This window comes from Sphingobacterium sp. SGL-16, assembly GCF_011043515.1.
GTDB classification, from domain to species: domain Bacteria; phylum Bacteroidota; class Bacteroidia; order Sphingobacteriales; family Sphingobacteriaceae; genus Sphingobacterium; species Sphingobacterium litopenaei.
The window spans coordinates 1-22,114 of record NZ_JAAKGQ010000018.1 but is presented as its reverse complement, the minus strand read 5'-3'; the positions used below and the strand labels follow the sequence as shown (position 1 = coordinate 22,114).

Sequence of the window (22,114 nt, the reverse complement as noted above, 5' to 3'; positions counted from 1 at the left end):
AAACAATAACCAACTATAAATTTTTATTTTAATAAAAACGCACCATGCAAAAGTTATTGGATATATTGAACCAAAAATCCGAAAAACTCCGTTTAGGCGGAGGAATAAGTAAAATTCAAAAGCATAAGGAGAAAGGCAAAATGACAGCTTGGGAACGAATAATATATCTTTTGGATGATAATAAACCATATACCGAAATTGGGATTTTTGCTGGTGATAATATGTATGAGGAGCATGGAGGATGTCCAAATGCTGGAGTAGTAGTAGTTTTGGGATATGTAAAAAATAAGCTTTGCATTATAGTTTCTAATGATGCTACAGTGAAAGCTGGCGCATGGTTTCCCATTTCTGGCAAGAAAAACCTTCGTGCACAAGAAATTGCTATGGAAAATAAATTACCCATCATATACTTAGTAGATTCTGCTGGTGTTTATCTTCCTATGCAGGAAGATATTTTTCCAGACAAAGAACATTTTGGTCGAATATTTCGTAACAATGCTAAAATATCTTCGATGGGAATTCCTCAAATTGCAGCAATAATGGGTTCTTGCGTAGCAGGTGGTGCTTATTTGCCTATTATGTCTGATTATGCGTTGATCGTAGAAGGTACTGGTTCTGTTTTCTTAGCAGGATCCTATTTGGTTAAATCTTCTATTGGCGAGGTTGTAGATAATGAAAGTTTAGGAGGTGCTATTACACACACTGAAATTTCAGGTGTGGTTGATAATAAATATCCAGATGATGCATCTTGTCTAAATGCCATCAAAAATATAGTGGATAAAATAGGAGAAAATCCAAAAGCTGGTTTTTCTAGAATTGAACCTAAATTACCCAAATTAGCAGTTGAAACTATCTATCAAAATCTACCTGAAGATAGATTAAAGCCTTATAATATGCTTCAAATTTTAGATGCTATTGTAGATGAAGGTACTCTGGAAGAATATAAAAAGGATTATGGGAAAACATTGATTTGTGCTCTAGCTCGAGTAGATGGTTGGGCTGTAGGTATTGTAGCTAATCAACGTGAAATTGTAAAAGCGAAGAAACCTGGTGGAACCCAAGAAATGCAGATGGGAGGTGTTATCTATTCAGATTCGGCGGATAAAGCAGCACGTTTTATTATGAACTGCAACCAACAAAAGATTCCGTTGGTATTCTTCCAAGATGTAACTGGTTTTATGGTGGGTTCTCGATCGGAACATGGTGGAATTATTAAAGACGGAGCAAAAATGGTGAATGCTATGGCGAATTCGGTTGTTCCAAAATTTACATTTATTATAGGTAATAGCTACGGAGCAGGTAATTATGCCATGTGTGGTAAAGCTTATGACCCACGATTAATCTATGCTTGGCCCACAGCACAAATGGCTGTAATGAGTGGTGCTTCTGCTGGTAAAACCCTATTACAAATACAAGAAGCTACTTTGAAAGGTAAAGGCGTAAGTTTATCAGAAGAAGAAAAACAATCTTTATTGAAAGAGATTGAAGATAAATACAATGAGCAATTAAGCCCGTATTATGCAGCTGCTCGTCTTTGGGTAGACGGAGTTATTGATCCAAAAGAAACACGTAAGATAATTTCAATGGGTATAGAATCTGCTAATCACAATCCAGATATTCCAAGATATAATGTTGGAGTAATACAGACTTAATATTAAATATCTGTTATCAATATATAGATTCTTCTTTCTTCAGAAGGACAAGAAAACTTTAAGATTTAGCATACAAATCATAATACTCTTCCAGACATTCAGGATTACGCATAATATCTTTGGAAACAGCTTTTTCTAAAGAAACTCCTGAAAAAATCTTTTTAACGGGTATTTCTAGCTTCTTACCACTCGATGTATAAGGAATGTCTTTTACTTGAAAAATAGAATCAGGTACATGTCGTGGGCTATATTGCTTTCTCAGATTTGATTTTATTTTGGTTTCGATTTCATCATTTAATTTCAAATTGTCTTCAAACTGCACAAATAGCAACATTTTAGAAGAACCATCCTTTTCATCTGTCGTAATCACTAAAGAATCTTGGACCTCACACAATTCATTTACAGCATTATAAATTTCGGCTGTTCCGATACGCACGCCTCCACGATTCAAAGTAGCATCCGAGCGACCATAAATTAGTATTCCTTCTTCACGAGTTATTTTAATCCAATCGCCATGTGCCCAAACATTCGGAAATTTTTCAAAATAACTTTCTCTGTACTTTTCATTACGGACATCATTCCAAAAATAAATAGGCATAGAAGGCATAGGCTGCTTTATAATCAATTCGCCTACTTCATCCATTACTCCTATTCCTTCTTCGTTATAAGCCACTATATCGGCTCCTAAAGTCTTACATTGCAATTGCCCTGTATATACAGGTAACATCGAATTTCCAGATAAAAAAGCAGAACAAACATCTGTACCACCACTCAAGGAAATAATATGTACATCTGGAAATTTAGTTTGTAAGGCTTCAAAAGTTGAATAGGGTAGAGGAGAACCTGTGGAACCAATGACTTTAGGTTCGTAATCCTTGATGTCTAAATGTTGAATCGAAGTAAAATAAACAGCTCCAGCACCTAAATGATGAACTTGAGCTTCTTTAATGAAATTCCAAAATGTCTGATGGTTTTTGTGATTAATTATGCCATCAAAAAGGCATAGCCTTGCGCCACAAAGTAACGATGACAATGCATAGTTCCACATCATCCATCCTGTTGTCGAATACCACAAGAAATTCTCTCCAGCTTGTACATTTTGATGTAAAGCCAAGGCTTTATAATGCTCTAACAGATTTCCTCCCGTACTATGCGTAATAGCCTTTGGTTTTCCTGTTGTACCTGAAGAATACAAAATCCAAATAGGATGTGAAAAAGTTACACGAACGAATTCTATATCTTTTGGCACATACTTATCCAATACCGTATTCCACACACTATCATTCAGATTAACAACCTGTTGCAAAGTTATTAACCTACTTACCAACATATCCAAAGTCTCCTTTTTAGAGAACTTTCTGTCATTGTATTGATATTCTGTTTCGATAAAAAGTATTTTTGGTTCGATTTGTTCGAATCTTTCTATAATAGCTTTATCTCCAAAATCAGGAGAACAACATGACCATATAGCACCTAAGGAATTGACAGCTAAAAATATAGCAATTGTTTCAACTCTATTATTCAAAACGCCAACAACTCTGTCTCCTTTTTGAATACTTTTTCCGAGTAAATATTGTTGAATTTTACTGACTCTTTCTTGTAATTCTTCCCATGTAACTTCTTGATAATATTCGTATTCGGACTGAAATTTTACTGCTATTCCTTCTTCCTGATAAGATTTGAAAATATGTTCAGCATAAGAAAGCTTTATGCCTTCAAACCATTTTGCACCAATAAAATTTTCCGCAGTATTCCCATCTAAAATTTTTCTATAATTTCCGGAATATGAAACCTTGAAATAGTCTAAGATAGACGCCCAAAAATCTTCCAAATGATTTATGGACCACAAGTGAAATTCCTGATAATTAAGAAATTGCAACTTAAATTTGCTTTCAATATATTTCTGAAAAGCATACAAACTAGATGATTCTGTATACTCCTGTGATGGAATCCACAAAGGTGTCGACATGCGTTTATAAATTGGTACACCTAAATATACAAAAAGGTCATCGCTACTCACAATGACCCTTGACTTATCTTAAATTTCTAGCCTACTTTTTAAAAGCATTCCAGCCTTGTGCTTTAATTTCATGCACATGACCAGATTTTGAAATCATTTCTTTACCAGCAGAAGGCTCTGTAATATAACCAATTACAGAAATATCCAGCTGCCCTTTGATTTTATCGTAGTCTGCTTGCGGTATAGTAAATAACAATTCGTAATCTTCACCACCGCTCAATGCACAAACTGTAGGATCCAAACCAAATTCACGAGCAGTCTCGTAAGTCATTGGATCTAAAGGAATTTTATCCTCGTATAATTTACAACCTACATTTGAAGCTTCACAAATATGTAATATTTCAGAGGCCAAACCATCAGAAACATCAATCATAGAAGTAGGCTTAATATTTAAAAAGCTCAACAATTCCACTACATCTTTACGTGCTTCAGGCTTCAATTGACGCTCTACAATATAGTCTTTACCTTCTAGATCTGGTTGAATATTAGGGTTTTCCAAATAAATTTGTTTCTCTCTTTCTAATAATTGTAAGCCTACATAAGCTCCTCCCAAATCACCAGAAACACATAACAAATCACCTTCTTTGGCACCAGAACGGTATGTAACTTTTGATTCTTCAGCATAACCAATACTTGTTACCGAAATAACCAAACCTTGAGCTGAAGCCGAAGTATCTCCACCAACTAAATCAACACCGTATTTTTTACAAGCAATTAAAGCACCTTCATAGATTTCTTCAACAGCTTCTAACGGAAATTTGGATGAAAGTCCAATAGAAAAAGTGATCTGTGAAGCAATACCATTCATAGCATAGATATCCGACAAATTAACTTGTACTGCCTTGTATCCCAGGTGTTTAAGCGGAACATAACGCAAATCGAAATGAATATTTTCTAACAGTAAATCTGTGGAAATCAAGGTTTTATAACCTGAAAAATCCATTACTGCAGCGTCATCTCCAATTCCTTTATTGGTCGATTTTTGTGTTAATTCTACTGCTTGCGTCAGGTGTTTGATTAAACCAAATTCACCTAATTCGTTTATATCTGTTTTATCTATATTATCAAACATATTCACATTTTTTCCACAACAAAGATACACATTAATCTCGCTTGGATAATAGAGCTAAAAATAGGGCAAATGTCAAAATGCCCCATTTTCTGAAATATTTTATAGCATGTCCCACAGATAATTTGACTTTTCCCGTGAAACATGAGTTTTTTACAATCCTAAACGTGCTGAAATTTCCAACATTCTTTCAATAGGCTTTTGAGCTCTATTGATAACATCCTCAGGAAGTGTAATTTCTGGCTGATCGTATTTCAAACAGTTATACAATTTCTCTAAAGTGTTCAATTTCATATGTGGACAGTCATTACATGCACAAGCATTGTTTGGCGGAGCAGGAATAAATGTTTTGTGCGGACTAGATTTTTGCATTTGATGCAAAATTCCTGATTCTGTTGCTACAATATATGTAGATGCCTCATCTTCAATTGTATATTTCAGCATTCCAGAAGTAGATCCGATGTAATCTGCTTCAGCTAAAATGTGATCTTCACACTCTGGATGCGCAATAAACTTCGCTCCAGGATATTCAGCACGCAAATTTTCAATTTTTTCACGTGAAAAAATCTCGTGAACCATACATGCACCGTTCCACAAGACCAAATCACGTCCCGTTTTCTTTTTCACATAGTCTCCGAGATTACGATCTGGACCAAAAATTATCTTTTGATCTGCCGGAAGTGACTCTACAATCTGCACAGCATTACTCGATGTACACACAATATCCGATAGAGCTTTCAATTCTGCCGTACAATTCACATAAGTAATCACTAGATGGTCAGGATATTGCTCTTTGAACTTCGCAAAAAGGTGTGGAGGACAAGAATCTGATAATGAACAACCTGCTTTCAAGTCTGGAATCAAAACTTTTTTTGATGGCGAAAGAATTTTTGCCGTTTCTGCCATGAAATGCACACCTGCAAACACTATTACGTCAGCATCAGTCTTCGCGGCTTGTTGAGAAAGACCTAAACTATCACCAATATAGTCTGCTAAATCCTGAATTTCTGCATCTTGGTAATAATGCGCCAGAATTACAGCATTTTTTTCTTTTTTCAAACGTAGAATTTCCTGCACTAAATCCAAACTTGGATCCACAGGAAGATCAATGAAGCCTTTCGCTTCCAAATCTCTTTGATAAGTGTTATTCATTCTCTCTTCTGTAATTTGGTTAATCACTTTGACTAATCAACGTCACAAAAGTAAACAAAGAAATCCAAACGAAATTCACATTCCTTTTTTTCAATAAATAATAATCTTTTTTTAAAGAAAGAATCTTATTGTTTATTAGTCTGTGGAAAATGGGGATAACTGCAGAATTTTAAATTTTATTTTTGAGTTATTTTACATTTATCCACAATTTATCCACAGAAACTATCGCCTTTAGTACTGATTTTCAATGTTGTGATTTTTCACGTTTTTTACTTTCCATATTTTTTTGTGAATTTCTTGTTGTTAAATAATTGTTAGTATTTGATGAAGTTTTCCATAGTTGTCACGTGAAACATGTGTGAAAATTTTGGTGTTTGTGGAGTAAAAAATAGTTTTAAAATTTAATTCACGTTTTGTTTACACGTTTTCCACATTATTTGTTAATTTGTTTCAATTTTAAGCACGTAAAAGGGTTATGTCGGAAAGAAAAGTAGATTTTTTGGTAGTTGGATCAGGGATCGCAGGATTAAGTTTCGCTTTGAAGGCTGCGGATGTTGGTAAAGTGTTAATAGTGACAAAATCCAACGAAGATGAATCGAATACAAAATATGCACAAGGAGGAGTGGCAGTTGTTACAGATCAAGCAGATAGCTTCGAAAACCATATACAAGATACACTAATTGCAGGGGATGGATTATGTAATCCACAGGTTGTGGAAAACGTAATAAAGGAAGGTCCTGATCGTATAGCCGAATTGATTGCTTATGGTACTTCTTTCGATAAAGAAGATTCTGGCGAATATGATTTAGCTAAAGAAGGTGGACATTCTGCGCATCGCATTTTGCATTATAAGGATATTACGGGTTATGAGATTGAACGTGCTTTGCTAGAGAAAGTTCATCAACATCCTAATATTGAAATACTTACTCATTATTTTGCTGTTGATTTAATTACCCAGCATCATTTAGGTGTTCATGTGGACAAAAAATCGACAGATATTGAATGTTATGGTATTTATGCTTTGAATACCCATACAGGTATTGTGGAGAAGTTTCTTTCAAAAATTACGCTAATGGCGAGTGGGGGAGCAGGTCATGTCTATTCGAGCACTACGAATCCTACGATCGCGACTGGAGACGGAATAGCAATGGTGTATCGTGCGAAAGGAAAAGTGCGCAATATGGAGTTTATTCAATTTCATCCTACATCTTTATATAATCCGAGTGAATATCCTGCTTTTTTGATTTCTGAAGCTGTACGTGGTTTTGGAGGAATATTACGTCGTGCGAATGGTGAATCTTTCATGGAAGAATATGATTCACGTGGATCATTGGCTCCGCGAGATATTGTAGCTCGTGCAATCGACTCAGAAATGAAGAAATCAGGGCTTGATTATGTCTATTTGGATATTACGCATAGACCATTAGATGATTTATTATCTCATTTTCCTAATATTTATGAGAAATGTTTATCTATTGGCTTGGATATGACAAAAGATTATATTCCTGTTACACCAGCTGCGCATTATTTGTGTGGAGGTATAATGGTAGATGAATTTGGTGCAAGCAGTATCAATAATTTGTATGCTTGTGGAGAATGTTCTTCTACAGGCTTACATGGTGCTAACCGATTGGCTTCCAATTCGTTGTTGGAAGCGGCAGTGTATGCACATCGTATTTTTATAAGTGCTGAACAAAAAATTAAATCAATTTCTTATAAAGAAAATATCCCAAATTGGGATGATTCAAATACTAAATTATTGAATGAAGATATTTTAGTAACACATAATCTTCGGGAAACTCAAAAATTTATGTCAGATTATGTAGGTATTGTACGATCAGATTTTCGTTTGGAAAGGGCAATGAGAAGATTAGGTTTACTACATGAAGAGACGGAATCTTTTTATAAAAATACAAAGCTTTCAGTCAAACTTTGTGAATTAAGAAATGTTATACAAGTAGCTTATTTAGTTGTAAAATCTGCTATGAATCGTAAAGAAAGTAGGGGATTGCATTATACAACTGATTTTCCAAATCATGCTGAAATTCTTCAAGATACTATATTATAATTTATGGCTACTATATTACCTGTAAAAGAAAGTTTTCCCTTTATTGCTGAAGAAACATTTATTGCTCCTAATTGTACAATTGTTGGGGATGTGACGATAGGTCATCATTGTTCTGTTTGGTTTAATGCAGTTATTCGTGGCGATGTAAATTATATTAAAATAGGAAACTTTAGTAATATTCAAGATAATGTAACTATTCATGGTACTTTTGAAAGATATGGTACTGATATAGGAAATTATGTTAATATAGGTCACAATGCTATTGTACATGGATGTGTTATCCAGGATTATGTATTAGTAGGGATGGGAGCAATAGTGATGGATAAGGCTGAAATTCAATCCAAAGTTATTATAGCAGCTGGCGCAGTGGTATTGGAGAATACTGTATGTGAATCAGGTTATTTATATGCAGGTGTACCTGCAAAAAAAATAAAGCCACTTACTGACGAGCAAATGGCTTTATTAGAAAAACTTCCGCACAATTATGTGCTTTATTCTAGCTGGTTTTCCGATCAAAAATAATATTAATCAAATTTGGGAGTAATTGTTTCTGATTGTTCCCAATTTGCTCTAATTGTAATAGGCTTATCCAAATACCAAATTGGTTCCGCTTGAATCTTTTGAAATACATTTGCGCCATCCCATCTTTTATTATTATTCAAATCTTTTATAATACGTAAAATGTATTTTCCTCCAGGGAATTTGTTATATCTGATTTCACTAGAATTGATGATGTATTTGCTATCAATAACCTTGTCCATTTTGTCATCCATAAGTTGGACAATATAATTTACATTACTGTCTAATGAATTAATTGTGAATTTGATATCACCGAAGTTTTCGGTTTCATCTAAAGTGAAAGTCGTTATTAGTTCTTTGTTAGTATCATTGAAAATAGAAGAAATGGCTTTTTCTTCTATAATAAATTCGTAATTTTTCTTTGGCTTCCAATTAAATCGAACATGATAAAGATTAGCTTCTGTTGTATCTTTTTGTAATTGAAAATTGCGTCTTGAAATAGTATCTTCTTTTAATATTAACTTTTCTTTATCAATATTGGCAATAGGGAAATCAGATGTAATAGTAATATGATTAATCTTATCAACTTTATTGGTAATATTCAAGCGAGGTTTTAATTCTCTATCATACTTATCATTCTTGCTTCTACGAAGAAGCGTAGTATCTAATACATTACTTTTATCACTAATTTCAAATTTTATGGAATCAAAATCTACTTTTGGTAATACGATGTGTAATGAATCATTGCTTGATGCGTAGCTGTATAAAGCATCTTTTTGGAGATCTTCTGGAAAAATAATGCGTACAGAAGGGGAGTCTAAGGGTTGATTAAACTTCAAAGCTATACGACTATCTTTTTGTATACGTTTTTCACTTACTCTAAAATCTTTAGGCTTTCCTTTAGAATATTCTATCTTGATGTCCTTTATATCTTCTTTCAAAACAATACTATCTGCTAAGAATCCTATAAGTTCATCAGGATTATTGTAAATACGATCATTGTTTTCTTCTTTGAGAGCGTATATTCTATACGTATCTTCTCTTAAGTTTTTAAGAATAAAGTTACCTGAACTATCTACACTCGTAAATATATTAGCCTTTTTCTTTCCAAAAATAGTATCCTGTCTAGTTGGAATCAATAGTACACGAACAGATAAATCTTCTTTAGGATCAAATGTTTTAGTATATGCATTTTTTACAGATCCAGAAATAGACAAAGAATCTAATTCTGGTCCCGTAGCAAAGACATAATTGTAGTTGATAATAGGATTTCCTTCATTGAAATCTACCAAACCTTTGCCAAAATTGATGGTGTATGTCGTATTATTTTCTAATGAATCAGGAAGAGTGATAATTAGACTTTTCTTTTTGACTTTATAATCTGGTTGTTTCTCTACATCAGGAGATATACTAAATTCTTTTTGATAGTTGTTTAGCTTAATATACTCATCAAACTGTAACTCGATTATTTTTGCTTTAAAATTTCGCGTTAAATTTGCTGGTAATTCAGCAAGCAATTTAGGTGGAATAGAGTCTTTAGGACCACCAGTAGGGGTCTGCATATTTGCACAACGCATCAAAGATAGCGATACAAGGACAACTAATATTATAAAAGAATTGTTTATTAAACTGAATTTGTTGTTCTTAAAATATTGAAATATTACGCTTATGTTCATAGAAATACGTCTCTTATATCGCTAATTTATGATTTTAATTCATATGTACCATTAGAACACTAATATCAGAAGGTGATACCCCTGATATTCTAGATGCTTGACCTAATGTACGTGGTTTTACTTTTAATAGTTTTTCTCTTGCTTCGATTGAAAGTGAAGTTAATGAACGGTAGTCAAAATCAGGATTGATTTCCTTATCTTCCATTTTTTTCATTTTATTCACTATTTCCATTTCTTTTTCGAAATAGCTATCGTACTTCACTTTTATCTCCGCTTGTTCAATAGTTTCTTGATCGAATTGGTCCAAGGTATCTTTGAATGCTTCGTCAGCTTTGGCTAAATGTTGAATGTTGATATGTGGTCTACTTAACACAGCATATAATCTTGACTTTTGTGTCAATTCACTTGAGCCTACTTCAGATAATATAGGATTCATCGTATTAGGTTCAACAGAGTTATCTTTCATATATTGAACTAAATCTTCTGAATCTTTTACTTTTTTATTTACCTTATCTAATCTTTCATCGGATACTAATCCCAGTTTATGTGCTAAAGGTGTAAGACGAATATCAGCATTATCTTGACGAAGTAACAATCTATGTTCAGCACGTGAAGTAAACATACGGTAAGGTTCTTCCGTACCTTTAGTTACTAAGTCATCAATCAAAACACCGATATAAGATTCAGAACGTTTTAAAATAAGCTCATGTAAATCTCTAGTTTTTTGATGAGCATTAACACCAGCCACAAATCCTTGTGCTGCTGCTTCTTCATAACCTGTAGTTCCGTTTATTTGACCTGCAAAAAATAGATTTTTTACACGCTGAGTTTCTAATGTCAAATCCAGTTGCATAGGAGGGAAGTAATCATATTCGATAGCATATCCAGGTCTATACATTTTTGCATTTTCAAAGCCAGGAATTAATCGTAGAGCTTTTTGTTGTACATCTTCGGGAAGAGATGTAGAGAAACCATTGACATAAATCTCGACTGTTTTAAATCCTTCGGGTTCTACAAAAATTTGATGTCTATCTCTTTCAGCAAATCTGTTTATTTTATCTTCAATTGACGGACAATAACGAGGACCTAAACCTTTAATACGTCCGGTGAACATAGGAGATTTCTCAAAACCAGTTTTTAAAATCTCATGGACTTTATTATTTGTATAAGTAATCCAACAACATCTTTGTTCTGTAGGCAATTCTACATCCGTATAAGAAAATCTTCCTCTCTCTTCATCGCCCCATTGTTCTTCCATAACGGAGTAATTTAAGCTTCGTCCATCAATGCGTGGTGGGGTACCGGTTTTCATACGGCCGGCTTCAAATCCTAATGAGACTAATTGTTCAGTCAAACCTGTTGCTGATTTTTCACCAGTACGACCGCCCCCGAATTTCTTTTCTCCAATATGAATTATACCGTTTAAAAAAGTTCCATTTGTTAAAACTACAGCGTCAGCTTCTATTCTTATTCCTAATGATGTTACAACACCTTTTGCTGTATTACCTTCAACTATTATTTCCTTTACTGTATCTTGCCAAATGTCCAAATTTGGTAGCGCTTCTAATTGTAGTCTCCATTCTTCAGCAAAACGCATTCTGTCATTTTGAGTACGAGGACTCCACATGGCAGGACCTTTTGATTTATTAAGCATTCTAAACTGGATGGTAGATTTGTCTGCAATAATTCCAGTATATCCCCCCATTGCATCAATCTCTCTTACAATTTGACCTTTGGCCACACCACCAACAGCTGGATTACAACTCATTTGCGCAATTACGCCCATGTTCATTGTAATAAGAAGAGTAGATGATCCTAAATTTGCAGCAGCAGCAGCAGCTTCACAGCCCGCATGCCCAGCACCTACAACAATTACATTATATTTATTAAACATATTCTTTTTCTTTGTTTCACGTGGAACCCTGGTTTTTACTTGATGTTTCACGTGAAACGTTTATATAAATTCAGCTAATTCTAACCAACGTTCAGACTTTTGATCTAGCTTCTTTTGTAAGTTTTCTATTTCTTTTGATAAATCAGTTAAAGCAATATGATCAGTAGTAGCATTTAATTTAATAGTTTTTGTTTTTATCAACTCTTCAATTTCTTCAATTTCATTTTCGAGTTGTTCATATTCTCTTTGTTCTTTATAGCTTAATTTCTTTTTTGGTATTTCTAATGTAACAACTACTTTTTCTTCTTTAGCTTTTTTTTCTGCTAATTTTTCTTCTTTAATTTTTAATTCTTGTTCGAATTTGAAATCAGCATAATTACCATTGTATAATGTTACAGTTCCTGTTCCACCAAAAATAAAAAGTTGCTCCGTTAATTTGTCTATTAAATATCTATCGTGAGAAACTAAAATTAATACACCGGAATAGGAGAGTAGGAAATCCTCTAATACATTTAATGTATCAATATCCAAATCATTTGATGGCTCATCCAAAATTAGGAAATTGGGATTAGACATAAGAACCCGCATTAACTGTAATCTCTTCTTTTCTCCACCGCTAAGTTTATTAACAAATCCATGTTGCTTTTCTGGTGGAAATAAAAATAAAGTAAGCAATTGGGATGCAGTTAGTGTATCACCATTTGCCATTTGTATATAGTCAGCTACATTCTTGACAACATCAATTACACGTTCATCTTCTTTAAAGTGAAGACCACCTTGTTTATAATAGCCATATTTTGTTGTTTCTCCGATGGCAATAGTACCTTTATCGGGAGTTATTTCATTTGTAATTAGATTTAAGAATGTACTTTTACCCGATCCATTTCTTCCAGATAAACCTATTTTATCTCCTTTTTTGAATACATAAGAAAAGTTTTCTATAATAGATTTGTTGCCAAAAGATTTAGAAACGTTATCTAATTCAAGAATCTTGGAACCTTGGCGTGATACTTTTACACTTAATTGTACCTTATCTTGAGCACGAGGACCTTTTGACTTTTCTTCTAAATCGTAAAAAGAGTCAATTCTAGCTTTGGATTTAGTGCCTCTTGCTTGAGGTTGTCTCCGCATCCATTCCAATTCCTTACGTAAAAGGTTTCTTGCTTTTTCCGCTGCTAATACATCATTGTATTCGCGTTCTGCTTTTTTCTCTAGAAAATATCCATAATTTCCATTGTATGTATATAACTCTCCTTTGTCTAATTCCCTAATCTGCGTACATACATTATCCAAAAAATATCTATCGTGAGATACTATCAATACCGTTTTTTGACCTATTGTCAATAGTTTTTCTAACCATTCTATCGTTTCAATATCCAAATGGTTAGTTGGCTCATCTAATATATAAACATCAGGTTCATCTATTAATAGCTTGGCTAATGAAAGCCTTTTTTTCTGACCACCAGAAAGGCTATTGATGTTTTGATCAAAATTTGAAATCTGCAATCTATTTAAAATAGTCTTGATATTATGCTCGTATTCCCAAGCGTCTAATGCTGTAAGTTTATCTGATATCAGAGCAAGCTTATTAGAATCAATGTCGTCTGCTTCCAATAATGCTTCATATTCCTTGATAAGCTGCTGTTGTTCGTTATCTGATGAATAAATAAAATCGTTGATAGTAGTGAGTCCTGTGAAATTAGGTTCTTGAGACAAGTACCCAATGCGTAGACCTTTTTCTTTTACTACTTTACCAGTTTGCGGAGGAAAAACTTCCGCTAATATTTTAAGTAAAGTGGATTTTCCGGTACCATTTATACCTACTAAAGCTACTCTATCGCCTTTTTGCAAACCAAAATGCAGGTCTTTAAAAAGCCAACGATCGTTAAATGAATGTCCTAATTGTTCTGTGCTAATAATACTCACGCTAGTTCTTTTATAAGTTGTGTTTGGTATATATGTGTACCGTTTTGAGCCGTTAATGAAACATTGATCATCGCGGAAGCTATATCTTTTGCATGTATACTGCGGTAATCTTTCAATTTACCTACAAGAATCCAATTAAAAATAGGATAGATTATTTGTGAAATACTTTCCAATAGTCTGAATTCTTTTCTTTCACCCAATAGGAGTGAAGGTCTAAAAATATGTAAAGATTTAAAACCTATAGTTTGAATGGCTTCTTCCGTATCTCCCTTTAGTTTTAAATAAAAATTATTGGATGAAGAATTCGCTCCTATGCTACTTACAAGACACATTATCTCACAACCATTGTGATGTAAGATATTCGCTACTCGCATAGGATATTCTAAATCTATAGCATAATACTCTTTTTTGTCTGGAGTTTTGTTTGCTGTAGTACCAATACAACTGAAGAAATGATCAATTTGAAGATCGGCTATTTTAGTAGCTATGCTGTCCGAATCCGCTAGAATTTGATTTAATTTGGGATGGTCAATAGCTATTCCCTTTCTCGAAATAGCATATACGGTCTTATAATTATTATTATTTAATAATAAATTCACCGTCTCTGATCCAATCAAACCAGAAGCCCCCAAAACCATTGCTATGTACTTAGTATCAGGCATAATAATGCAGATACAAAAATACGTATTAATTCGTTTTTGTATGTTAAAAAACTATAATATGATCTTTGTTTATGACAAATTAGTGTTAATTTAATTTGAAAGAGGCAATAAGATTAAAACGAGGAATATTTACTTCGAATAAATGGTTGTCTGCAGTCCTTCTCATAGTGTAGAATCCTTGCATATAACCTATTTCACTTTTAAGATTACACCCTGATACATATTGATGGATTTCGCCAGGTTCTAGAATTGGTTGTTTGCCTACTACACCTTCACCATCTACTTCATTCCTTTCACCCATGGAATCGAAAATATCCCAATGTCTATTCATTAATTGAATAGTGTATTGTGAGGTGTTTTCAATAGTAATCCTGTATGCAAACATATAGTGCATATTTTCAGGGTTAGAGTATTCGGGTTGATACTCGCATTCTACTGAAATACTTACGCCTGATGTGAACTGAGTAATCATAGTAATTGTCTCAAAGTTAAGAACTAGTATTTTATTTTCATAATATTTATTTAGCTAGTAAAGAAGCTTCTAATTACTGTGAAAGAATTGATAGAATTTAAAATAAGAACTGTTGCATAATCTAGATAATATTCTTTCCACAAAAAAAGCTACCATTTGAAGATGGTAGCTTTTAGTATTATAAGCTTTCTTATTGTGTTGCTTCTCTAACTTTTGGAGCTATTTTCGTTCCGAAAATTTCGATAGATTTCATCATATCTCTATGATCCGGGCTTCCTACATCCATGTGTGCGGAGAATCGTGTTAAACCCAATTTTTCTTGTATAGCCAAAATCTTATCTATTGCTTGATTTGCATCACTTACTATCAAATGACCTAAAGATGAGCGACCAAAATCATATTGTGACCGTTGGTAAGGAGGCCACCCTCTCGAACCTCCAATTCTATTCATTTGTGCAGAATAAATAGGATAGTAGCTATCTGCAATGGATTTGCTATCCTCTCCAAAGAAAGAATGCATATGAACGCCTACTTGGAATTTATTCATATCATGACCATTATCTTCGTATGCTTGTTTGTACATTTCAAATAAAGGCTGGAATTGCTCCCAAGCACCTCCAATAATGGCAAACATAACCGGCAAACCTAATCTTCCTGCTCGAATAACAGAGGAAGTAGTTCCTCCAACCGCTATCCAAATAGGTAGTCCATTTTCAGTGGCTCGAGGAAAGATATCTTGATTGATCAATGATTTTCTAAATTTACCCGTCCAATTAATAGTAGGATTCGATCTTAGCTTTAGCAATAGATCTAATTTTTCTTCAAAAAGCTCACTATAATCTTTCAAATCATATCCAAAAACAGGGAATGACTCAATAAAAGAACCTCTTCCTGCCATTATTTCTGCTCTGCCACCAGAAATTAAGTCAACTGTAGCAAAGTCTTTATATAATTTAACTGGATCTGTAGAGCTAATAACTGATACAGCAGAACCTAGTTTTATATTTTTAGTCACAGAAGCAGCCGCCGCTAAAATAATTTCAGGAGAGGCTACAGCATAATCTTCACGATGATGTTCGCCCATTCCAAAGAAATCCAAGCCAACTTCATCCATTAGCTTTACTTCTTCGATGATTTCTTGCAATCTTTGTTGGGCAGGTTGGATTTTTCCTGTGATTGAATCGATTTGTAAATCGCCAAACATTCCAACACCTAATTCTAACATATTAGTTCTCCTTTCTTATTGAAACAAAAATAAGCTATAATGGGAGGGATATTCTTAATCTATATTAATAAATTAATATAAAAAAGGCACCAAAATAATTGGTGCCAACTTAAAAAATCAACCATGTATATATTCCTTCGTTCCGTAGGACTGTATTAATTGTCCTTCGAAATCTAACCATTCTTGCCAACGCTTATCTACGTCCACATCAACGGTATATTTTCTTGCAAAATTTAAAAATGTCGTGTAGTGGTTCGCTTCAGAAACCATAAGATCATAATAGAATTTTGCTAATTCTTCATCTTTTATGTTTTTGCTTAAAACTCTGAAGCGTTCGCAACTACGCGCTTCGATCATAGCAGCAAAGAGTAATCTGTCTATGAAAGCTTGATTGCGTGAACCATCTTTCTTCGAAAATTTCATTAGCTGACCTACATAATCATCTTTTCGTTCACGGCCTAAAGTGTATCCTCTTTGTTTGATTATTTCTATTACCATTTTGAAATGTTCCATTTCTTCTATGGCAATAGCTGTCAATTCATGTACTAAATCTTCCAATTCAGGATTTTGCGTGATAAGTGTTATCGCATTAGACGCGGCTTTTTGTTCGCACCATGCGTGATCCGTAAGAATTTCTTCTAAATTGGATTCTGCAATATTAGCCCAACGCGGATCAGTCAGCAATTTTAAACCTAACATATGCTATATAAAGTTTGTGAATTGCAAAATTACAAAATCTTATTACAATACAATTCTTTATACCTCATCAAAACCGTGGGCTTTTAACACCTCCTCAGGAACACCATTCCATACGCCAGGTCTATTACCAACATAACCTAGGTAAGCAATTCCTTCTTTGGTAGTGAAATATCCTGAAGACGTTAAATCACGCATCAGGTTAAAAAAGCTTACACCTTGTGAAACTTCGGGTTTTGCTTTAGACGGATAAGCTATTTCATCCAAGATAGAAGTCTGATTTTCCACTTTTAATTCTATGAAAGTATTACCAAACTTCTTTTGCGCATAGATATCCAACCATTTTAATCCACCACGCATAGGTAATTGATGGCTTGGTATATCTTTAACAATAAATTCTATAAAGTCAGGAACGCCAACCTCCGTTGCCGAAGGAGAATTCTCGTCTTTTGGCAGGATTAAATCCGCTAAAACGGCTATAGTTGCCATTTCGTGTTCATCGAAATATTTCTCACTTAAAAGTTTTTGAGTACGTTCATACTCATAATCCTGAATCCCTGGTAATCTATCTCCTTCAGTCGTTGCTGTTGCATTTTTTGAAGGAGAGTCGCAGGAATCAGTGGTCAAAATAGCTGCAGAACCAGCGGCTATTAATCCTAATGCTTTTAGGGAATCTCTTCTGTTCATGATTTAGCTATTTAATTTATTTTTCTCTTGAAGAATATATTCTGCTGTACGCATAGATAATGCAAGTATAGTCCAAGTCAAGTTTTTATCTCCTTGCTGTACAAAAGGCCCTGCATCTACCACATAAAGATTTTTACAATCATGCGCTTGACCCCATTTATTCAAAACTGAAGTTTTGGGGTCATTTCCCATTCTGGTAGTACCACCTTCATGAATAATTTTTCCTGGAGCCTCTAATCCATACAATTGTTCTTCGCCAGGAATATTGGAAGTGATAACTGCCCCCATATTATGCATGATCTCTTGGAATGTATCAATCATGTGTTTGGCTTGTTTTATTTCTTCATTAGACCATTTATAGTTGAATTTTAATACAGGGATACCAAATTTGTCTACTCTATTAGGGTCTATTTCACAATAATTCTCTTTGCGTGCTATAGCAGTGCCTCGCCCCGCCATACCTACGCGAGAACCATAGAATCTATAATAATCTTTTTTTAGTGCCGCACCGTAACCTCCAGCTTCTTGAGGTAATCCATCTGTGCGAGGAGCCAGGTGGTTGTAGTTTTGAATACCATGAAAAGTTCCATAAGAAGGCATATGCATACCGCCTCCGTATTCAATGTGATATCCTCTCGCAAAATCTAATTTTTTGTCACCTAACCACCATGGAGAATAGATGTGAACAGAGCCCACGCCATCCTCATTGTATCGCTTACGATCCATTAATTGTGGTAAGAAGCCGCTTATAGAAGCACCAGTGGAATCGTGCAAGTATTTTCCTACCAATCCAGAGGAGTTTCCAATACCTCCAGGATGTGATTTAGATTTAGAGTTTAACATTAATCGTGCACTTTCACAGGCTGAAGCGCCTAGAATAATTGTTTTACCTTTGACAGCATATTCTTTCATGTCTTTCGTGTTGACATAAGATACGCCAGTCGCTAAACCTTCTTCATTGCTCAATACTTCACGTACCATTGCATTGTCGATGACCGTGAGGTTGCCTGTTTTCATAGCCGGAATGACCAAACAAGATGAAGATGAAAAATCCCCATAGACTTTGCAGGAACGACCACATTGACCACAGTAAAAGCAAGTTCCACGATCTTTATTTCCTGGAAGCGCTTCGGTTAATACAGATCCACGTCCTGGAATGATAGTTACGCCTGATTTTTTTGCTCCACGCATAATATAATGTTCATTAAGGCGTGGCTTAGGTGGTTTTAAAAAAATCCCATCAGGTTCGTTATGTAAATTTTCAACTGTACCATATATACCAATCATCCGGTCCACACGATCGTAAAAAGGTTTTACTTCGTCATAAGTGATTGGCCATTCGTCTGTAATAGCATCTTTAGGTTTGAAATCATCGGGACCCATACGTAAAGAAATCCTTCCCCAGTGGTTCGTTCTTCCCCCCAGCATACGTGCTCTGAACCATTCGAATTCGGTTCCTTTCTCGACACTATAGGGTTCACCTTCAATTTGCCAACCACCAAAGGCCGCATCAAAATCACCAAAGGGTCTTGTCGTGCTCGCACCTCGTCTTGGTGATTCCCAAGGCCAGCGTAGTTGTAAAGCATCTTTTGCAGGATCAAAAAATGGACCGGCTTCTAGCATTAAAACTTTAAGGCCAGCATTGGCTAAAATGTACCCCGCCATTCCTCCTCCAGCACCAGACCCAACAACGATGGCATCATAAACTGTAGATTCTTCTTTAATTTGAAAAGTAGGCATTACTTTCGGTTTATAAATGTTATACTTTTGTAGATATAGATTAAAGATATAGAAAAAAAAATATAAACTAGACGCGGGATTTTGAAAATTTTATTCATAGGATTGGTATGGCCAGAGCCAAGTTCTTCAGCAGCCGGATGGCGGATTTTGCACTTGATAAAATGTTTTAGCACGTTGGGACAAGTTTTCTTTGTTTCCGCTGCTTCTAAGTCAATATACAGTGCTGACTTGGGAGAATTTGGTGTGCAAGAAAACAGTATATTTTTGAATGATTCGTCTTTTGATGAATTTGTAAAAAATTTATTACCTGAAATTGTGGTCTTCGATCGCTTCATGGTGGAAGAGCAATATGGATGGCGAGTGGCTGAAAATTGTCCAAATGCTTTACGGATTTTGGACACTGAAGATTTGCATTTTGTTCGGTTAGCCAGACAGGATGCCTATAAGAAAAAAACGTCTATTGATTATTATTCTCAAACTGCAAAAAGAGAGTTAGCTTCTATACTACGTTCGGATCTTTCTGTTATTATTTCCCAAACCGAAATGGATTTATTGAGTTCTCAATTTAATATCCCTTTGGAAAAGCTTTTTTATTTACCTTTTCAAGAAGAAATATTGACGGAAGAACATATAAATCAATTACCTACCTATGATGAGCGACTTAATTTTATGTTCATAGGTAACTTTATACATGAACCAAACTTCAGAACAGTAGAGGTTTTAAAGAAAGAGATATGGCCCATTCTTCGCAAAAAATGTCCTACTGCAGAATTACACATTTATGGTGCTTATGCTTCTGAAAAAGTATTGCAATTAAACAATCCTAAAGAACGATTTTATATCAAAGGAAGGGCAGAAGATGCCCGTAACACATTAAGTACATATAGAGTTTTGATGGCTCCTATTCCTTTTGGTGCCGGAGCAAAAGGCAAATTTGTGGATGCAATGGCAGCAGGTACGCCCTCAATCACTACATCGATAGGAGCGGAGTCAATGACTGTAGAATATTGGAATGGTTTTATAGAGGATGATAAAGAAGTTTTTATAGAAAAAGCGGTTCTGCTTTATTCCGATGAAGCGATATGGTCTGCTAAACAGCAAATGGGCTTTGAACTCTTTAATGAAACAGTAGCAGATAATTCCTATACTGCTCATATGCTAGCGCTAGTAAAAGATTATGTGAATAATCTTGATAAACTGCGCAAGAAGAATTTTTTCGGAGAAATTCTACTACAACAGCAGGTCAACGCTACAAAATACATGTCGCTGTGGATTGAAGAGAAAAATAAAAAAGCACACTAATATTTTTTAGTGTGCCCAAGTGATAGAATAGATGGTAAAAAAAATAGAATTTTACCATTCTCGGTTTAAACAATTTTTATACCAACAAATTTTGCCTTATTTTTAATTTCTTAGAAGTACTATATTAAATAAGATTAAACTGAGAATTATGAAAACAATAAAAGGCCCAGGTATTTTTATCGCGCAATTCGTTTCCGAAGAAGAACCTTTCAATTCCATAGAAAATATTGCCAAATGGGCTAAATCATTAAATTTTAAAGGACTGCAAATTCCTACTAACGACCCAAAATATTTTGATTTGCAAAAAGTAGCAGAGAGCAAAACGTATGCAGACGAATACAAAGGGAAATTGCAAGAATTAGGTTTGGAGATCACTGAGCTATCAACGCACTTACAAGGTCAGTTGGTTGCGGTTCATCCTGCATATGATAAATTATTTGATTCTTTTGCTCCTGAACAATATCGAAATAATCCGAAAGCACGTACGGAATGGGCTACTCAGCAGTTAATTTATGCTGCTAAAGCCTCTCAAAATTTAGGATTAACTGCGCATGCAACTTTTAGTGGATCTTTATTGTGGCAATACTTTCATCCATGGCCTCAGCGTCCAGATGGTTTGGTCGATGAAGCTTTCACGGAGTTAGCACGTCGCTGGACGCCGATTTTGAATGCTTTTGATGAAGCAGGGGTGGATGTGTGTTATGAAATACATCCAGGTGAAGATTTGTTTGATGGAGTGACTTATGAAATGTTTTTGGAAAAGGTAAATAATCACCCAAGAGCTTGTTTATTGTACGATCCATCACACTTTGTTTTGCAGCAGTTGGATTATATCCAATATATAGATTTTTATCATGAGCGTATAAAAGCATTCCATGTAAAAGATTCTGAATTTAAACCTACGGGACGACAAGGAACTTTTGGAGGCTACCAATCTTGGTTGAATCGTGCAGGACGTTACCGTTCTCCAGGTGATGGTCAAGTAGATTTTAAAACCATTTTTAGTAAATTAACACAATATGGTTATGATGGATGGGCTGTAATGGAGTGGGAATGTTGTATCAAAAATCAAATAGATGGTGCGACAGAAGGTTCTAAATTTATTCAGGATCACATTATCCGAGTTACAGATAAAGCCTTTGATGATTTTGCATCGACAGGTACTGACGCCCAATTTAATAAAGACATTTTAGGATTATTATAAAAATTAAGAGCTCCAATTTGGAGCTCTTAATTTTTTATGTGCGCCCGGCATGGGCGTGAACTCTAGGGTGTAAGTCCCGAACGTGCCTTGATAGTGGGAAGCGTTAACTTAACGCAAGGGTGTCCTTCGCGAGTGGGAATCTGAAGGAAT

The 22,114-nt window shown here is 34.8% G+C and carries 17 protein-coding genes; 5 read left to right on the top strand and 12 right to left on the bottom strand.

Annotated elements, in window-relative coordinates; translation table 11 throughout:
- Positions 1 to 44 precede the first annotated feature (44 nt).
- Positions 45 to 1,652 (top strand): acyl-CoA carboxylase subunit beta, encoded by a 1,608-nt coding sequence (locus tag G5B32_RS08140; protein WP_165291045.1) that lies wholly within the window; start codon positions 45 to 47, stop codon positions 1,650 to 1,652.
- 58 nt (positions 1,653 to 1,710) lie between these two features.
- On the opposite strand, the gene G5B32_RS08135 is transcribed toward G5B32_RS08140, so the two are convergent.
- From G5B32_RS08135 to nadA, 3 genes are all read right to left on the bottom strand, one after another.
- On the bottom strand, positions 1,711 to 3,621 hold the full coding sequence (locus G5B32_RS08135; protein WP_165291044.1) for an acetoacetate--CoA ligase: 1,911 nt from the start codon (positions 3,619 to 3,621) through the stop codon (positions 1,711 to 1,713).
- Positions 3,622 to 3,703: 82 nt separating this feature from the next.
- Positions 3,704 to 4,744: a thiamine-phosphate kinase gene (gene thiL / locus G5B32_RS08130; RefSeq protein ID WP_165291043.1), complete on the bottom strand. Its 1,041-nt coding sequence runs from the start codon at positions 4,742 to 4,744 to the stop codon at positions 3,704 to 3,706.
- Between the two features lie 150 nt (positions 4,745 to 4,894).
- Positions 4,895 to 5,893 (bottom strand): quinolinate synthase NadA, encoded by a 999-nt coding sequence (nadA, locus tag G5B32_RS08125; RefSeq protein WP_165291042.1) that lies wholly within the window; start codon positions 5,891 to 5,893, stop codon positions 4,895 to 4,897.
- 475 nt (positions 5,894 to 6,368) lie between these two features.
- Here nadA and nadB point away from each other — a divergent pair, with 475 nt between their 5' ends.
- Together nadB and G5B32_RS08115 are read left to right on the top strand one after the other, a co-directional pair.
- A complete protein-coding gene (nadB, locus tag G5B32_RS08120) occupies positions 6,369 to 7,961 on the top strand; it encodes an L-aspartate oxidase (RefSeq protein WP_165291041.1) in 1,593 nt (530 codons plus the stop codon).
- Positions 7,962 to 7,964: 3 nt separating this feature from the next.
- A complete protein-coding gene (locus G5B32_RS08115) occupies positions 7,965 to 8,483 on the top strand; it encodes a gamma carbonic anhydrase family protein (protein ID WP_165291040.1) in 519 nt (172 codons plus the stop codon).
- Positions 8,484 to 8,485: 2 nt separating this feature from the next.
- Here G5B32_RS08115 and G5B32_RS08110 read toward each other — a convergent pair whose 3' ends face one another.
- The 9 genes from G5B32_RS08110 to G5B32_RS08070 all read right to left on the bottom strand — a co-directional run bounded on the left by G5B32_RS08110 (position 8,486) and on the right by G5B32_RS08070 (position 19,458).
- Positions 8,486 to 10,042, bottom strand: coding sequence for an Ig-like domain-containing protein (locus G5B32_RS08110; protein ID WP_240899030.1), 1,557 nt, complete (start codon positions 10,040 to 10,042; stop codon positions 8,486 to 8,488).
- Positions 10,043 to 10,190: 148 nt separating this feature from the next.
- Positions 10,191 to 12,050 (bottom strand): tRNA uridine-5-carboxymethylaminomethyl(34) synthesis enzyme MnmG, encoded by a 1,860-nt coding sequence (gene mnmG / locus G5B32_RS08105; RefSeq protein WP_165291085.1) that lies wholly within the window; start codon positions 12,048 to 12,050, stop codon positions 10,191 to 10,193.
- A gap of 60 nt (positions 12,051 to 12,110) precedes the next feature.
- A complete protein-coding gene (locus tag G5B32_RS08100) occupies positions 12,111 to 13,976 on the bottom strand; it encodes an ABC-F family ATP-binding cassette domain-containing protein (protein ID WP_165291038.1) in 1,866 nt (621 codons plus the stop codon).
- The gene (locus G5B32_RS08095) at positions 13,973 to 14,638 is read right to left on the bottom strand and encodes an NAD-dependent epimerase/dehydratase family protein (protein WP_165291037.1); all 666 of its coding nucleotides are present in this window, start codon (positions 14,636 to 14,638) and stop codon (positions 13,973 to 13,975) included. Before G5B32_RS08095 ends, G5B32_RS08100 begins: the two co-directional genes overlap by 4 nt.
- A gap of 85 nt (positions 14,639 to 14,723) precedes the next feature.
- Positions 14,724 to 15,110, bottom strand: coding sequence for a Co2+/Mg2+ efflux protein ApaG (apaG, locus tag G5B32_RS08090; protein WP_165291036.1), 387 nt, complete (start codon positions 15,108 to 15,110; stop codon positions 14,724 to 14,726).
- A gap of 190 nt (positions 15,111 to 15,300) precedes the next feature.
- The gene (locus G5B32_RS08085; protein WP_165291035.1) at positions 15,301 to 16,335 is read right to left on the bottom strand and encodes an Atu2307/SP_0267 family LLM class monooxygenase; all 1,035 of its coding nucleotides are present in this window, start codon (positions 16,333 to 16,335) and stop codon (positions 15,301 to 15,303) included.
- 117 nt (positions 16,336 to 16,452) lie between these two features.
- Positions 16,453 to 17,034 carry a tRNA-(ms[2]io[6]A)-hydroxylase gene (locus G5B32_RS08080; protein ID WP_165291034.1) on the bottom strand — a complete coding sequence of 194 codons (582 nt, stop codon included), beginning with the start codon at positions 17,032 to 17,034 and terminating at the stop codon, positions 16,453 to 16,455.
- A 57-nt stretch (positions 17,035 to 17,091) separates the two neighbouring features.
- Positions 17,092 to 17,718, bottom strand: a complete 627-nt coding sequence (locus G5B32_RS08075; protein WP_165291033.1) for a gluconate 2-dehydrogenase subunit 3 family protein — start codon at positions 17,716 to 17,718, stop codon at positions 17,092 to 17,094.
- A 3-nt stretch (positions 17,719 to 17,721) separates the two neighbouring features.
- Positions 17,722 to 19,458, bottom strand: coding sequence for a GMC oxidoreductase (locus G5B32_RS08070; protein ID WP_165291032.1), 1,737 nt, complete (start codon positions 19,456 to 19,458; stop codon positions 17,722 to 17,724).
- A gap of 81 nt (positions 19,459 to 19,539) precedes the next feature.
- Between G5B32_RS08070 and G5B32_RS08065 the strand changes: the two genes are divergently transcribed.
- Positions 19,540 to 20,760 carry a glycosyltransferase gene (locus G5B32_RS08065; RefSeq protein ID WP_206366839.1) on the top strand — a complete coding sequence of 407 codons (1,221 nt, stop codon included), beginning with the start codon at positions 19,540 to 19,542 and terminating at the stop codon, positions 20,758 to 20,760.
- Positions 20,761 to 20,908: 148 nt separating this feature from the next.
- The gene (locus tag G5B32_RS08060; protein WP_165291031.1) at positions 20,909 to 21,964 is read left to right on the top strand and encodes a sugar phosphate isomerase/epimerase family protein; all 1,056 of its coding nucleotides are present in this window, start codon (positions 20,909 to 20,911) and stop codon (positions 21,962 to 21,964) included.
- Positions 21,965 to 22,114 lie beyond the last annotated feature (150 nt).